Below are 16,655 nucleotides of genomic sequence, written 5' to 3' on the forward strand. Positions count from 1 at the left end.
TTCATGTCTATATATAAGTAAAATTTTATCATATAAATGGAAATAATTTTCTCCAATTTTAGATTACAAATAAAAATAATAACTATAGTTGTGTTATTAATCTATTGTTTGTTGAAATTTCAGTATTTTGTACATTAATTGAATTTATTTCCTTAACAAGAGAGACAATATTTTCTTTAAATAAATTAAGTCTTTGTCTTTTTTTTCTAATTTTTATTTCAACTTTATTCAAACTTTTTTTGATATTACAAATTTTTAATCCAATTTTATAAAGTTGCTCTTTTTGATTATTTAAAACAACTTTTTCACATTAGACTTCTTGCAAAACTATGATATTAATCACATTTTTTAAGTTTAAAAATTTATTTTAATAACACTTTTAATATTTTTTAAAAATTATTGTTCAAAATATGTTTTATTTTTTGTCATTAAAATACAACAAAAATTATTATTTCAAATAAAAAAATAAAATATTAAATTATCAAATATATTTAAATTAATAATTGTAAATTATAAATTGAAGCTATTAAATTAAATCTTAATGCAAATTTTTTTCTTCTATTTCGATATTTTTCACTAATAATTTTAAATTTTTTAAGAATCGCAAAAACATGTTCAATAACAACTCTCATTTTTGAAATAGCCTTATTATTTTTCTTTTCTTCTTTAGTTAAAGGGTTTTTCTTTGATTTTCGTTTAGGTAATAAGACATTTTTATGTATGTTTTGTATACCTTGATATCCTAAATCTACTAAAATAGTTGTTTCTGATAAAAATTTCGTTTTTGAATTTTTTAAAATTTTAAAATCATGATTTTTACCATAAGAAAAATAAGAACTTATAATTTTTTTACTATCTTTTTCAATTATGACTTGAGTTTTTATTGTATGTTTTTTCTTTTTTCCTGAATAATATTGTTTTTGACTTTTTTTGGGCGTTGAATAGTACTTTCAGTCACATCAATGATAACTGTTTTATCTTTAAAATTATTATTTAACAGTGATTTTTGCCCATCAAGTTGTTGAAAATCAGGATGTTTTATTAAAGTATTTTCTATTCACTTGATATTCCTATAGCAACTACTTTCACTAATTCCATAACTTTTAGCAATATGAAAATAAGTTCGATACTCTCTTCAATGTTCTAAAGTCATTAATAAACGATTTTCTAATGATAATTTATTAGGTGTACCACCATTTTTAAACTTTTTTACTTCTTCTGTCTTTAAAATTTCTAGAATTTTATTAAAAATAATATCATTTATACCAGTTAATCTTAATAATTCTGGATTGTTAATAGTTTTTAATTTATCAAACATCATAGATTACCTATCTTTTTTATTTTTAATTTTATTTTAAAAATTAAATTTTTAATAGATAGGTTTTGCAAGAAGTCTATTCTATTCTATTAACTAATCTTATTTCAAAATTATAATAACCAAAAGTGAAAAACCTAACTAATTTACTTTTAAATTTAAAAATCTTACTTGTTTTCTGTTTTTGAAAAACTTCTATTTTTTTAAGACTATTATTATGAAAATTTAAAATAATTTCTTGTTGATTATTAATTTTATATAATTTTTCTTTTAATTCTCATTTTTTACTACTTAATTTACAATTTAATTCTATTTTTAATGCTGTAATTTTATCAATAAGTTTACCCTTTTCCTTCTGTTTTTGTTCCTCTCACATTAAAGTAAATTCAAGTAATTCAAACTCTAATTCTTTATCTCATGGAAAAAAATTTTCTTTTTCAAACTTAAAAGAAAGAAATTCAAGTTCTTTTCTTTCATCATTAAATACTTCATCTTTTACTTTCACTAAAAATTTTTGCATTCATTGATACTGTTTTTCCATTATTTTTAAATTTTTTAAAAAAAATCTTTTTCAAAAAAAATAAATCAATATTCTAAGTATTGTATATTAGAAGAAGTGCTAAAAACTTCTTTTAACTTTATTATATTACTTTTAACATTTTGTATAGTTGAATTTATAAGTATTTCTTTTAAATTTGGTACTACTTCTAAAGACATTTTATTTCTCCACTTCTTTTGTTAAAATTCAAGAATACTACAGAAAATATTTTAATTATTTTCTACTCAAATCGCGATTAATAACTGCTTTTAAATATTGTCCAGTATAAGACTTAGGATTTGTTATTACTTGTTCTGGTGTTCCTGTAGCAATGATTTCACCACCAAATTTACCACCCTCAGGTCCTAGATCAATAATGTAATCAGCAACTTTAATAACTTCTAAGTTATGTTCAATTACAACAACAGTATCACCATGATTAACAATTTTATTTAAAACTTCAATTAACCTTTTAATATCATCAACGTGTAAACCAGTAGTTGGTTCATCTAAAATATACATAGTTTTGCCAGTAGCACGTTTTTGTAATTCTTTAGCTAGTTTCACTCTTTGTGCTTCACCACCAGATAATTCAGTAGCGGGTTGTCCTAATTTTACATATCCTAATCCCACTTCTTGTATCATTGCTAACTTTTTATGGATTTTTGGATGATTAGCAAAAAAAGTTAATGCTAAATCAACAGGCAGTTCTAGTACATCATAAATATTTTTACCTTTATATTTAACTTGTAATGTTTCACTATTATAACGTTTTCCTTCACAAATTTCGCAAGTTACATAAACATCAGGTAAAAAATACATCGCAATTTTAATAACAGCATCACCAGAACAACGTTCACATCTTCCTCCTGGTACATTAAATGAAAATCTACCTTTAGAATATCCTCTAATTTTTGCTTCTGGTGTTTGTGTAAATAAATCACGAATATCATCAAAAACTGAAGTATAAGTAGCAGGATTACTCCTTGGTGTTCTGCCAATCGGTTCTTGCGAAATAGCAACAATTTTATCAATAAATTCAATCCCTTTTATTTCTTTATGTTTTCCTGGTCGTTGTCCCTTTAAACCTAAATACTTTTGAATACTAGTATATAAAATATCATTAACAAGCGTTGATTTACCACTTCCTGAAACACCAGTAACACAAATAAATTTACCTAAAGGTAATTTAACATTTATTTTACGTAAATTATTAGCTTGTGCTTCTTGAATTTCAATAACTTTGCCATTACCACTTCTTCTTGATTTAGGTAATGCAATAAATTTTTCACCATTTAAATATTGTCCAGTAATTGAATTAGGATTATTAGCAACTTGCTGTGGTGTACCTTCAGCAATTACTTCACCACCATAAATTCCAGCTTTTGGACCAATATCAATTAATCAATCTGCTGCTCACATTGTATCTTCATCGTGTTCTACTACTAATAATGTATTATCAAGATCTCGCATTTGTTTTAAAGTTTCAATTAACTTAACATTATCACGTTGATGTAAACCAATTGAAGGTTCATCAAGAACATACAATACTCCCGTTAATTGTGAACCAATTTGAGTTGCTAATCGAATTCGTTGTGATTCACCACCAGATAAAGTTTGTGCCATTCGTGATAAGTTTAAATATCCTAAACCAACATTAGTTAAAAAACTTAAACGATTAATGATTTCTACTAATATTAATTTAGCAATTTCTTGTTGATAAGGTAATAATTTAATATTTAACATAAATGTTAAACTTTCTTCGATGTCTAAATTAGTATATTGACTAATATTCATTTCTTTATTATTTTCATCTTTAATTTTAACTGCTAGTGCAAATTCATTTAATCTTGTTCCTTGACAAGTTAAACAAGTACGTTCACTCATAAATTTACGATAATAATCACGGGCAAAATCACTAGTTGTTTCTAAAAAACGTCTTTCAATTAAAGTGGCAATACCTTCAATATAATCATGATTAGGATATTTACGACCATTTGCCGAAGTAATACTGAAAGTAATGGCTTCATCACTACCACGCATAATATAATTAAGTTGTGCTTTTGTTAAATTTTTTAATGGCTGATTCAAATCAATTAAATAATGATAACAAAGAACTTTTAATTTTTGTCATTCTAAATTACTAGTACCAACTAAGTTTTTATAATACTCAATGCCACCATCATTAATTGATAATTTTAAATCTGGCATTAATAATTCTTCGTCAACTTCTAATTTTACTCCCAAACCTTTACAATCAAAACACGCTCCACTGGGTGCATTAAAAGAAAATAAACGCGGTTCTAAACTGGGAATTGAAAATCCACAAATTTTACAAGCATACTTTTGAGAAAATAATCACGTTTCATTTGTTTGCGATAAAATAACCTTTGCTAAACCATTACTATGATTTAAAGCAACTTCTAAAGCATCATGAATTCGTGAAATAGTATTATCATCATTGGTAAATTTAATACGATCAATAACAATATCAATATCATGACGTAATGATTTATTCAATTCAATTGGTTCATCTAAACTATATATTTTATTATTAATTTTAACTCGCAAAAAATTTTCTTGTTTTAATTTTGCTAATAAATCTTGATGACTACCTTTTTTAGCATTAATAACTGGTGCTAAAATTTCAATATTAGTATTATCTTCTAACGTTTTAATTTTATTAACCATTTCTTTTAAAGTTTGCGTGCTAATTGGACCATGACCCTTATTACAATAAGGAGTTCCAATCCGTGCATAAAGTAAACGCAAATAATCATAAATTTCAGTAACAGTACCAACAGTACTGCGAGGATTATTACTTGTAGTTTTTTGATCAATAGAAATTGCTGGTGCTAAACCATCAATAGCATCAACATCAGGTTTTTCACTGTTTCCTAAAAATTGACGAGCATAGGCTGAAAGTGATTCAACATATCTTCGCCTTCCTTCTGCATAAATTGTATTAAAAGCTAATGATGATTTACCACTTCCTGAGACACCAGTAATAACTACTAACTTATACTTTGGAATTTTAATATTAACATTTTTTAAATTATGTTCACGTGCACCTTTAACAGTAATATATTTTTGATTATCTGTCATTTATTCCTCCACTTATATGCTCTTTCTAATTAATTATATACTATATATAGTTAACTTTAATAGCATTATTGCTAATTAATACTAAAGAATATCAATTATAATTATTTTAAAATATTAGACTTCTTGCAAAACCTATCTATTAAAAATTTAATTTTTAAAATAAAATTAAAAATAAAAAAGATAGGTAATCTATGATGTTTGATAAATTAAAAACTATTAACAATCCAGAATTATTAAGATTAACTGGTATAAATGATATTATTTTTAATAAAATTCTAGAAATTTTAAAGACAGAAGAAGTAAAAAAGTTTAAAAATGGTGGTACACCTAATAAATTATCATTAGAAAATCGTTTATTAATAACTTTAGAATATTGAAGAGAGTATCGAACTTATTTTCATATTGCTAAAAGTTATGGAATTAGTGAAAGTAGTTGCTATAGGAATATCAAGTGAATAGAAAATACTTTAATAAAACATCCTGATTTTCAACAACTTGATGGGCAAAAATCACTGTTAAATAATAATTTTAAAGATAAAACAGTTATCATTGATGTGACTGAAAGTACTATTCAACGCCCAAAAAAAGTCAAAAACAATATTATTCAGGAAAAAAGAAAAAACATACAATAAAAACTCAACTCATAATTGAAAAAGATAGTAAAAAATTATAAGTTCTTATTTTTCTTATGGTAAAAATCATGATTTTAAAATTTTAAAAAATTCAAAAACGAAATTTTTATCAGAAACAACTATTTTAGTAGATTTAGGATATCAAGGTATACAAAACATACATAAAAATGTCTTATTACCTAAACGAAAATCAAAGAAAAACCCTTTAACTAAAGAAGAAAAGAAAAATAATAAGGCTATTTCAAAAATGAGAGTTGTTATTGAACATGTTTTTGCGATTCTTAAAAAATTTAAAATTATTAGTGAAAAATATCGAAATAGAAGAAAAAAATTTGCATTAATATTTAATTTAATAGCTTCAATTTATAATTTACAATTATTAATTTAAATATATTTGATAATTTAATATTTTATTTTTTTATTTGAAATAATAATTTTTGTTGTATTTTAATGACAAAAAATAAAACATATTTTGAACAATAATTTTTAAAAAATATTAAAAGTGTTATTAAAATAAATTTTTAAACTTAAAAAATGTGATTAATATCATAGTTTTGCAAGAAGTCTATTATCTAAATCAATATTTAAAATTTTAAAATTATTTAGTGCAAAAAAAGTATATAAAAACTTAAATTACAAAAAAATGAGCAATTGCTGTATTTCAATTTTGAATGGGCATTGTTCATTTTTTTGTTATATTTTCAATTGCTAAATAAAATATTTTAAAAACTGCCATATCATTAGGAAAAACTTTTTTATTTCTGATAACTTTTCGTAATTGACTATTTACAGATTCAATAGCATTTGTTGTATAAATAACTCTTTTGATTTCTGTAAGATAACTAATAAAAACCATTAAATTATCTCAATTTTTATATCAAGATTTAGCAATTTGAGGATATTGTTTATTTCACTTATTTTCAAAGGATTCTAAAGCCTGCATTGCTTGTTCTTCACTACATGCAGTATAAATTGGTTTTAAATCTGCAACTAGAGATTTTCTATGCTTATATGAGACATATTTCAAACTATTTCTAATTTGATGAACTATGCATAATTGATGTTCTGTTTTAAGATAAACTGATTGTATTGCTTCTGACATGCCTGTTAAATTATCACTGCAGGCAATAAGAATATCATTTAAGCCACGATTTTTCATTTCTGTTAAATTTGCTAATCAAAATTTAGCACCTTCATTTTCACTAATTCATAAACCTAAAACATCTTTTTTACCTTCTAAATCAACTCCTAAAGCTATATAAACTGATTTATTAATAATCCTTTTATCTTGTCGTACTTTAACTACTATGCAATCAAAATAAACAATCGGATAGACACTTTCTAATGGTCGATTTTGCCATGCTTTTACATCATCAATAACATCATCAGTAATTTGACTAATAACACTTTCACTAATATCAGCACCATGATATAACTCTTGTAATTGCATTCTAATATCTGATAATGTCATACCTTTTGCATATAAAGAAAGAACTTGTTGATCAAAACCATCAAATCTTCTTTGTCTTTTTGCAACTATTATAGGATTAAAATTACTATTGCGATCTCGTGGTACATCAATCTCAATTTTACCTTGTTGAGTTATTATTTTTTTTGAACTTATACCATTACGAGCATTGTCACTATTACTATCTTGATTCTTTTCATATCCCAAATAATTTTGCATCTCAGAATTCAACATTTTTTCTACTAATCTTTTTGTTAATTCTTTATACAATCCTCCCTCTTTAAAAACTGTTGTTAAATCTTCAGTATTTTCTAATAATAAATCTACTGCTTTTGATATTGGATCATTATTATTAATATTTTGCTTTTTAGCCATCTGTAACTCACTCTTTCTAGAAAATTAATTATATTTACTAGAATTAATTAAACATAGTTATTTTTGTAAGTTACACAGATTACTAAACATTACCATATTTTTTTTCTAATAAAAAATAATTGGAATAATTTTATTTACTTAAATTATATAAATTTATCCATTAACTTTATTTATCTTATTTTTTTCTTTCTTTTTTATTAACTTTAACTACTACTATTTTCTCCTTGATATTGTCAAAGTTCAGCAAATATTCCAGCAGCTAAATTATTCTCGAGACATATTCCGTAATTGACTTTTAAAAAATTTAATTACGGAATATGTCTTTTTTTTAATAATAAAAATAAAAAAAAATAAAATACATTTAATCATGTTATTTTTAACATAAATTAAAACTCAAAAACTGTATTAATAATTTTTCAAAAGATTCCAAACAGGTTCTAAGAATGGTACATATTTAGAACCTAATGATCCTGAAGTTCTTTCATTAATAAAAACTATTTTTGCTGAAGCAGGAGTGGTTCATACCTGACCATTATTTAAAAATGTATGATTGTGTTTTCCAACACTTCCTGATGTTTTTCCTTCTTTATCACTCTGAACTATTGTTAAACCTTTAGCAAGATCTACTTTTACTCAACCTTCTGGCATTTTTGATCCAACAGGCATTGATTTATATTCACCAGGAATTCATTGTCCTTTACTTTCATCTGATTTTTTATTTTTTTCTTGGCAATCTTTTAACTGTGCTTCTAGTTCTTCTCTTTTTGCTTTACATTCTTTTAAATCTTCTTCTAATTTTTTAACTTTATCTTCAAGACCTTCTAATTTTTTATTTTTTTCTCTACATGCTTTTAATTGTTCTTCCAATTCATCAATTTTATCTTCTAGTTCTTTAATTTTTTTTGATTTATCTAATGATTCTTTTACTGATTTTGCATAAAGACTACTTATTTCTTCTAATTCATTAGCTGTTTCTTGCAATTTTTTATTTAATTTTTCCATTTTTGCTTGACAATCGCTATCATCAACATTAACAGTAGTAATACTATCTTCTTCTACTGTCTTATTTTTTTCATTTATCATTTTTAAGTATCCTCCTTTTTATTAAAATTCTCGTATACTATTTTTATTAATAATGAAAATTATTGAAAATATTATTTTGTTTCAATTTTAAATAAATCTCACTTAAAGTTTACAAATGAAAAAATTACTATACAATAAACTTTCCTACAAAGCAATTATTGATAAAATAGACTTCTTGCAAAACCTATCTATTAAAAATTTAATTTTTAAAATAAAATTAAAAATAAAAAAGATAGGTAATCTATGATGTTTGATAAATTAAAAACTATTAACAATCCAGAATTATTAAGATTAACTGGTATAAATGATATTATTTTTAATAAAATTCTAGAAATTTTAAAGACAAAAGAAGTAAAAAAGTTTAAAAATGGTGGTACACGTAATAAATTATCATTAGAAAATCGTTTATTAATGACTTTAAAATATTGAAGAGAGTATCGAACTTATTTTCATATTGCTAAAAGTTATGGAATTAGTGAAAGTAGTTGCTATAGGAATATCAAGTGAATAGAAAATACTTTAATAAAACATCCTGATTTTCAACAACTTGATGGGCAAAAATCACTGTTAAATAATAATTTTAAAGATAAAACAGTTATCATTGATGTGACTGAAAGTACTATTCAACGCCCAAAAAAAGTCAAAAACAATATTATTCAGGAAAAAAGAAAAAACATACAATAAAAACTCAAGTCATAATTGAAAAAGATAGTAAAAAAAATTATAAGTTCTTATTTTTCTTATGGTAAAAATCATGATTTTAAAATTTTAAAAAATTCAAAAACGAAATTTTTATCAGAAACAACTATTTTAGTAGATTTAGGATATCAAGGTATACAAAACATACATAAAAATGTCTTATTACCTAAACGAAAATCAAAGAAAAACCCTTTAACTAAAGAAGAAAAGAAAAATAATAAGGCTATTTCAAAAATGAGAGTTGTTATTGAACATGTTTTTGCGATTCTTAAAAAATTTAAAATTATTAGTGAAAAATATCGAAATAGAAGAAAAAAATTTGCATTAAGATTTAATTTAATAGCTTCAATTTATAATTTACAATTATTAATTTAAATATATTTGATAATTTAATATTTTATTTTTTTATTTGAAATAATAATTTTTGTTGTATTTTAATGACAAAAAATAAAACATATTTTGAACAATAATTTTTAAAAAATATTAAAAGTGTTATTAAAATAAATTTTTAAACTTAAAAAATGTGATTAATATCATAGTTTTGCAAGAAGTCTAATTAAATAAAAAATTTTTATCTCCAACTAACTATAGAAACTTGATTTTTATGTATATGAAAATTGAAAAATAATTAAATTAACATACATTAATATTTTAAACATTTGATAAGATAGTGTAAAATAATTAGGACATATTCCGTAATTAAATTTAATTAATTGTCAATAAAATTGTTTTAAAACTATTTAGTGTTATTGAATATAGAAATAAATATTTTTTGAAAAAATAGTTTAAAAAATGAGTTTACATTTTAAACAAAAAATTGTTAATAATATTTTTATATTAACTCGATAAAAATTTAAATTTTAAAAAAATATTTTTAATATTTTTTTTATTTTAATGGTTTTATTTTATTAAAAATTTCACAAAGTAAGTTAAATCTTAAGTACATAAGTCTAAATTTAGATTTTCTACATTTATTTACTAAAATTTTGAATCTTTTCAATCAAGCAAAGACATGTTCAACTTTAATTCTAATTTTAGATACAATCTTATTGTATTTTCTTTCTTGTTTAGTTAATTTTTTATTTTTAGTTCTTTTAATTGGTATTATTGTATTTTTATAAATATTTTGTATACCTTGATATCCTAAATCACCAATAATTATTGTTTTTTCTGAAAATTCAAGATTTGAATTTTTTAATATTTGAAAATCATGCACTTTACCATTATCAGCAAAAATATCAACAATTTTTTTATTAAAAAAATCATATACAATTTGAAATTTTATAGAATACATTCAACTTTTACCAGAAAAATATTCTAACTGTAGTTTTTTTTAGTTGGTCTTTCAATTTCAATCTCAGTTGAATCAATTAAATAAAATTGAAATTCATTTGAATTTTCTTGTTTTTTATCAATTTTTAATTTATATCTTTCTTTTAAAAATTGGTAATCTTTGTGGTTACTAAGTTTATTTTCTACTCAAGTAATATTTCGAAAACAACTTGATGGGCTCATTTTAGATTTAATACTCATTTGAAAAAAAGTATAATATTCTTTTCAGTATAATAAAGTCATCATTAATCTTTCTTCTACTGAAAGTTTATTTTTTCGACCTTTATTTTTTTCTAATTTTTCTATTTCAATTAATTTTTCTAACATTTCATTAAAATGAAAACGTTTTATACCAAAATATCTATAAAATTCTTCATTTTTTAATTTTTTTAAATTTTCAAAAATCATTTTTATCAACACTTTTCTAAATTTATTGTTAATAACAAAATTATAAAATAAATTTTAAAATTATTAATTGACTTTTAAAAAATTTAATTACGGAATATGTCTTTAGTAGTTTAGAAAAAACTTAAAAAATGACAGTAATCAACACGTCTGTGAATCAAAAAATTTTATTAACTGGTTATAAAAAATTTTGTTATTCTTTTAGAAAAATTTTATTAGTTATTCTATTATTTCTTTTTGTTTATTTTTATTCAAAAAAATATCAAAAACACTTTTTAGAATTTTGCTTTTCTTATCAAAAAGAAGGTAAATTTAAAATAAATAACGAACAAACAGTTGATATTAATAGTTTTAATTATCATCAATATGATTGTCAAATTAAAGATCTTAATAAATATGGCTATCCAATTGATTGAAAAAAAGAAAATTATCAAGAATTTACCATTAAAAATGATAATAATCAAAACATTAGTTGTCTAACTGTCATTCAAAAAAAGAAAAGTGATAAATGAATTATTGGCTTTCATGGTTGAACAGAAAATAAATATTTAGCATTAAGATTAGTGTCATGATTTTATGAAGAAGGATACAATATTTTAACTTTTGATAGTGTTGCTCACGGTAAAACTTATGGCCAATATAGTGACATTGGTCTTACTTGTGCTGAAAATATTAATTGTTTAATTAATTGAATAAAAGATAATTATCAAGTTAGCAGTATTGGTTTAATTGGTAATAGTATGGGTGCATCAACAATTAATTATTACTTATTTAAATATAAAGTAACCAATTTAATTAACTGGGCAATTACTGATTGTGGATTCTCTAATCTACTTGTTCAATTTCGTTACGTCATGCAATACCGTTATAAAAAACCTTGATGATTAATTAGTAATGGTTTAGCCAAAAGATATCAAAAATTTACAAATACAAATATTTTAGAATATGATTTATTAAAAAAAAGCAAAACAGGTTTTCAAGTTCCTACTTTATTAATTCACGGTAAAAAAGATAATTTTTTCCCATTTTTCATGGCTAATGTCATTCATAATTATCAAGTTAAACTCCATTATAAAAATTATGATTATTTATTTTTGGAAAATATTGGTCATATTGAAACCTTACCAAATGCTTATCAAACTTACATTAATAAAATAAAAAATTTTTTCAATACATACGAAATAAAAAAATAGAGATAGGAAAAAGACATGAAATTAAAAAAGAAGTATTCGTTTTGAGTAATATTAATGATGGCAATTTCTGCCACAGTTGGATCATCAGTACTAATTTCATTTGGACAAGTAGCGTTTCAAAGTGGATTTAATCCGATTTTAATGATATGTGCCTGAATTTTAGGCGGTATTTTAATTTTGCCAGAAATGTTATTACTAGCAGAAACTGCTATTTCTTTTCCAGGAAATGGAAGTGCTTATTATTGATTAAAAAAAGCAAATTGAATGGCTTGTTCGTTTTGATTGGGATGGATTTTAGTTTTAATGGTTAGTGCTACTGCCGTTGCTTCTGCTACTTTAGCATTAGGTAATATTATTGGTACTTTAGCTCATATTACTAACCAATGGTTGATAAAATTATTTGGAATTTTAATTTTATTTGCATTAGCTATAGTCCAAATATTTATTAAAAATAGTTCTGGAAAAACACAAATTATTTTTACAATTTTAAAAGGATTACCAATTACTTTTGTTTTATTTATTGCTATGATTTATGGCAATACAGATAGCTTTAATAGTGAAATAGTTCAAAAAGATTTATCAAAAATTTTTCTTGCAACTTATGTTTTATTACCAGCAACAACAATGACACTATTTGCCTATTCAGGAATTGAAGCAATAACTTATGTTACTGAAGAAGTAGAAAATCCAAGAAAAAATGTACTTTGAGCTTTAATTGTTGCAACAGGACTAATTATCTTTTTATATTTAATACTATTAATTGCTTTGTTAACTATTAATGAACCACTTTCATGATTAGATAAAAATAAAGAATTTAGTAACGTTTGATATTATGCTATTATCAATAATCCTAATATTCCTCGTGTTTTAGCTTATATTTTTTCAGGACTAGCAATTTTATTATTTGTTGGTTCACTAAATGCATTTCTACTTTATCAATCACGTTTAATTTTTAAAATGAGTGAAGAAAAAGATTTGTTTAAACTTTTTCAAAAAACAACTAAAAGAACTAATATGCCATGAGCTGCTATGTTACTATTAATATTTGCTGCTTTAATTTATATTTTATGAAATCAATTGTATGAAGTAACTAATTACTTTATTATTGCTATTAGTTTTTTAAAATTAATTGCTAATTCAGTCATTAGACTTCTTGCAAAACCTATCTATTAAAAATTTAATTTTTAAAATAAAATTAAAAATAAAAAAGATAGGTAATCTATGATGTTTGATAAATTAAAAACTATTAACAATCCAGAATTATTAAGATTAACTGGTATAAATGATATTATTTTTAATAAAATTCTAGAAATTTTAAAGACAGAAGAAGTAAAAAAGTTTAAAAATGGTGGTACACCTAATAAATTATCATTAGAAAATCGTTTATTAATGACTTTAAAATATTGAAGAGAGTATCGAACTTATTTTCATATTGCTAAAAGTTATGGAATTAGTGAAAGTAGTTGCTATAGGAATATCAAGTGAATAGAAAATACTTTAATAAAACATCCTGATTTTCAACAACTTGATGGGCAAAAATCACTGTTAAATAATAATTTTAAAGATAAAACAGTTATCATTGATGTGACTGAAAGTACTATTCAACGCCCAAAAAAAGTCAAAAACAATATTATTCAGGAAAAAAGAAAAAACATACAATAAAAACTCAAGTCATAATTGAAAAAGATAGTAAAAAAATTATAAGTTCTTATTTTTCTTATGGTAAAAATCATGATTTTAAAATTTTAAAAAATTCAAAAACGAAATTTTTATCAGAAACAACTATTTTAGTAGATTTAGGATATCAAGGTATACAAAACATACATAAAAATGTCTTATTACCTAAACGAAAATCAAAGAAAAACCCTTTAACTAAAGAAGAAAAGAAAAATAATAAGGCTATTTCAAAAATGAGAGTTGTTATTGAACATGTTTTTGCGATTCTTAAAAAATTTAAAATTATTAGTGAAAAATATCGAAAGACATATTCCGTAATTAAATTTTTTAAAAGTCAATTAATAATTTTAAAATTTATTTTATAATTTTGTTATTAACAATAAATTTAGAAAAGTGTTGATAAAAATGATTTTTGAAAATTTAAAAAAATTAAAAAATGAAGAATTTTATAGATATTTTGGTATAAAACGTTTTCATTTTAATGAAATGTTAGAAAAATTAATTGAAATAGAAAAATTAGAAAAAAATAAAGGTCGAAAAAATAAACTTTCAGTAGAAGAAAGATTAATGATGACTTTATTATACTGAAAAGAATATTATACTTTTTTTCAAATGAGTATTAAATCTAAAATGAGCCCATCAAGTTGTTTTCGAAATATTACTTGAGTAGAAAATAAACTTAGTAACCACAAAGATTACCAATTTTTAAAAGAAAGATATAAATTAAAAATTGATAAAAAACAAGAAAATTCAAATGAATTTCAATTTTATTTAATTGATTCAACTGAGATTGAAATTGAAAGACCAACTAAAAAAAACTACAGTTAGAATATTTTTCTGGTAAAAGTTGAATGTATTCTATAAAATTTCAAATTGTATATGATTTTTTTAATAAAAAAATTGTTGATATTTTTGCTGATAATGGTAAAGTGCATGATTTTCAAATATTAAAAAATTCAAGATTTGAATTTTCAGAAAAAACAATAATTATTGGTGATTTAGGATATCAAGGTATACAAAATATTTATAAAAATACAATAATACCAATTAAAAGAACTAAAAATAAAAAATTAACTAAACAAGAAAGAAAATACAATAAGATTGTATCTAAAATTAGAATTAAAGTTGAACATGTCTTTGCTTGATTGAAAAGATTCAAAATTTTAGTAAATAAATGTAGAAAATCTAAATTTAGACTTATGTACTTAAGATTTAACTTACTTTGTGAAATTTTTAATAAAATAAAACCATTAAAATAAAAAAAATATTAAAAATATTTTTTTAAAATTTAAATTTTTATCGAGTTAATATAAAAATATTATTAACAATTTTTTGTTTAAAATGTAAACTCATTTTTTAAACTATTTTTTCAAAAAATATTTATTTCTATATTCAATAACACTAAATAGTTTTAAAACAATTTTATTGACAATTAATTAAATTTAATTACGGAATATGTCCGAAATAGAAGAAAAAAATTTGCATTAAGATTTAATTTAATAGCTTCAATTTATAATTTACAATTATTAATTTAAATATATTTGATAATTTAATATTTTATTTTTTTATTTGAAATAATAATTTTTGTTGTATTTTAATGACAAAAAATAAAACATATTTTGAACAATAATTTTTAAAAAATATTAAAAGTGTTATTAAAATAAATTTTTAAACTTAAAAAATGTGATTAATATCATAGTTTTGCAAGAAGTCTATTATTTTAATTTAAAGAAAAAAGAAAATAAAATCAAAAATAATATTTATGATGAAGCTGTTATTAGTGCTTTTAAAGAAAATAAAGAAGTTTATGGTACTAGAAGATTAAAAAAAATTCTAGAAAACCAAGAAATTTATTTATCGCGCAGAAAAATTAAAAAAATTATGAATGAATGATAATTTAATATCAAAATATACTAAATTATCATTCAAAAATCATAATAACAAAGTTAACGATAGTCAAATAACTAATCTTGTTAATAGAAAATTTAAGAATAGGATTAAAAATGAAGTTATTGTTAGTGATTTAACTTATGTACAAGTTAATGGTAGGTGAAACTATATTTGCCTATTAATAGACCTATTTAACCGCGAAATTATCGGACATAGTGTTGGAGTTAAAAAAGATGCATCATTAGTACATCAAGCATTTATGCAATCAAATCGCTGTTTAAAAGATATTCAAATATTTCATAGTGATCGCGGTAATGAATTTAACAATAAAATTATTGATAAACTTTTACTAGCATTCAACATTAACCGTTCTTTAAGTAAAAAAGGTTGTCCTTATGATAATGCTGTTGCTGAAGCAACTTTTAAAACTTTTAAAACCGAATTTATTAATGATAAAAATTTTACATCATTAATCCAATTAAAATTAGAATTATTTGATTACATCAATTGATATAACAATATAAGAATTCACAGCACTTTAAACTACTTAACTCCAGTTAAATATCAACAACAAATGTTTACCAAAAAATAGTCCTAAAAAGTGTTGCCATTCCACCATCCAGTTTTTAATTTATCAAACATCATAGATTACCTATCTTTTTTATTTTTAATTTTATTTTAAAAATTAAATTTTTAATAGATAGGTTTTGCAAGAAGTCTATTATATAAATTCTGAAAAAAATCTATCTATTTATCGATTTTTTCTCAATTTTTAAATTAAACATAACATTACAGTTTTAAAACTAGATATGTTGTTTAATTTATATGATTTTCTTTTCCATATAAATGAACATGATGTTTTGTAACATTGATACAAAAGTACATGTTGGTAAAAGTCTGATAATTAATTTTAAAAAAACTTTTAAGGAGAATAGACTTCTTG

15 protein-coding genes and 2 pseudogenes are annotated in these 16,655 nt (G+C 22.1%); 10 read left to right on the forward strand and 7 right to left on the reverse strand.

The annotated features are described in order from the left end of the window. Positions 1–491: 491 nt before the first annotated feature. The 3 genes from AACL24_RS01340 to uvrA form a co-directional block, all read right to left on the reverse strand. Positions 492–1,321, reverse strand: a protein-coding gene (locus AACL24_RS01340) for an IS5 family transposase (RefSeq protein ID WP_339048186.1) whose coding sequence is annotated in 2 segments (ribosomal slippage) — positions 492–925 and positions 925–1,321 — 831 coding nt in all. Because the reading frame shifts where the segments join, the coding sequence is not laid out codon by codon here. Positions 1,322–1,394: 73 nt separating this feature from the next. Beyond that, positions 1,395–1,856, reverse strand: coding sequence for a hypothetical protein (locus tag AACL24_RS01345; protein ID WP_339048187.1), 462 nt, complete (start codon positions 1,854–1,856; stop codon positions 1,395–1,397). A gap of 231 nt (positions 1,857–2,087) precedes the next feature. Next, entirely contained in the window at positions 2,088–4,958 is a 2,871-nt protein-coding gene (gene uvrA / locus AACL24_RS01350) for an excinuclease ABC subunit UvrA (RefSeq protein WP_339048189.1), read from the reverse strand. Between the two features lie 191 nt (positions 4,959–5,149). On the opposite strand from uvrA, the pseudogene AACL24_RS01355 reads away from it, so the two are divergent. Next, a pseudogene (locus AACL24_RS01355) lies at positions 5,150–5,978 on the forward strand (IS5 family transposase). A gap of 240 nt (positions 5,979–6,218) precedes the next feature. On the opposite strand, the gene AACL24_RS01360 reads toward AACL24_RS01355, so the two are convergent. Together AACL24_RS01360 and AACL24_RS01365 are read right to left on the reverse strand one after the other, a co-directional pair. After that, a complete protein-coding gene (locus AACL24_RS01360) occupies positions 6,219–7,433 on the reverse strand; it encodes an IS256 family transposase (protein ID WP_339048191.1) in 1,215 nt (404 codons plus the stop codon). Between the two features lie 405 nt (positions 7,434–7,838). Next, positions 7,839–8,516, reverse strand: coding sequence for a hypothetical protein (locus AACL24_RS01365; RefSeq protein WP_339048193.1), 678 nt, complete (start codon positions 8,514–8,516; stop codon positions 7,839–7,841). A 243-nt stretch (positions 8,517–8,759) separates the two neighbouring features. Between AACL24_RS01365 and AACL24_RS01370 the strand changes: the two are divergent. Beyond that, positions 8,760–9,590, forward strand: a pseudogene (locus tag AACL24_RS01370) (IS5 family transposase). A gap of 511 nt (positions 9,591–10,101) precedes the next feature. Here the strand turns inward: AACL24_RS01370 and AACL24_RS01375 are convergent. Together AACL24_RS01375 and AACL24_RS01380 are read right to left on the reverse strand one after the other, a co-directional pair. Then, entirely contained in the window at positions 10,102–10,509 is a 408-nt protein-coding gene (locus tag AACL24_RS01375) for a transposase family protein (protein ID WP_339045908.1), read from the reverse strand. Between the two features lie 23 nt (positions 10,510–10,532). Next, entirely contained in the window at positions 10,533–10,955 is a 423-nt protein-coding gene (locus AACL24_RS01380; RefSeq protein ID WP_339045912.1) for a transposase family protein, read from the reverse strand. A 149-nt stretch (positions 10,956–11,104) separates the two neighbouring features. On the opposite strand from AACL24_RS01380, the gene AACL24_RS01385 reads away from it, so the two are divergent. The 8 genes from AACL24_RS01385 to AACL24_RS01420 all read left to right on the forward strand — a co-directional run bounded on the left by AACL24_RS01385 (position 11,105) and on the right by AACL24_RS01420 (position 16,304). After that, positions 11,105–12,145 carry an alpha/beta hydrolase gene (locus tag AACL24_RS01385; protein ID WP_339048195.1) on the forward strand — a complete coding sequence of 347 codons (1,041 nt, stop codon included), beginning with the start codon at positions 11,105–11,107 and terminating at the stop codon, positions 12,143–12,145. A gap of 186 nt (positions 12,146–12,331) precedes the next feature. Further along, complete coding sequence (locus AACL24_RS01390) at positions 12,332–13,318, forward strand: APC family permease (protein WP_339049357.1); 987 nt, start codon at positions 12,332–12,334, stop codon at positions 13,316–13,318. Positions 13,319–13,366: 48 nt separating this feature from the next. Next, positions 13,367–13,807: a transposase family protein gene (locus AACL24_RS01395; protein ID WP_339048197.1), complete on the forward strand. Its 441-nt coding sequence runs from the start codon at positions 13,367–13,369 to the stop codon at positions 13,805–13,807. After that, entirely contained in the window at positions 13,804–14,187 is a 384-nt protein-coding gene (locus AACL24_RS01400) for a transposase family protein (RefSeq protein ID WP_339049359.1), read from the forward strand. Before AACL24_RS01395 ends, AACL24_RS01400 begins: the two co-directional genes overlap by 4 nt. Positions 14,188–14,227: 40 nt before the next feature. Continuing rightward, positions 14,228–14,650, forward strand: a complete 423-nt coding sequence (locus tag AACL24_RS01405) for a transposase family protein (protein WP_339045912.1) — start codon at positions 14,228–14,230, stop codon at positions 14,648–14,650. Between the two features lie 23 nt (positions 14,651–14,673). Continuing rightward, positions 14,674–15,081, forward strand: a complete 408-nt coding sequence (locus AACL24_RS01410) for a transposase family protein (RefSeq protein WP_339048161.1) — start codon at positions 14,674–14,676, stop codon at positions 15,079–15,081. Positions 15,082–15,523: 442 nt separating this feature from the next. Further along, positions 15,524–15,718 carry an IS3 family transposase gene (locus AACL24_RS01415; protein WP_339047168.1) on the forward strand — a complete coding sequence of 65 codons (195 nt, stop codon included), beginning with the start codon at positions 15,524–15,526 and terminating at the stop codon, positions 15,716–15,718. Further along, positions 15,708–16,304 carry an IS3 family transposase gene (locus AACL24_RS01420; RefSeq protein ID WP_339048199.1) on the forward strand — a complete coding sequence of 199 codons (597 nt, stop codon included), beginning with the start codon at positions 15,708–15,710 and terminating at the stop codon, positions 16,302–16,304. Before AACL24_RS01415 ends, AACL24_RS01420 begins: the two co-directional genes overlap by 11 nt. Positions 16,305–16,655 lie beyond the last annotated feature (351 nt).

The organism is Spiroplasma endosymbiont of Colias croceus (genome assembly GCF_964020095.1).
GTDB lineage: Bacteria > Bacillota_I > Bacilli_A > Mycoplasmatales > VBWQ01 > Spiroplasma_E.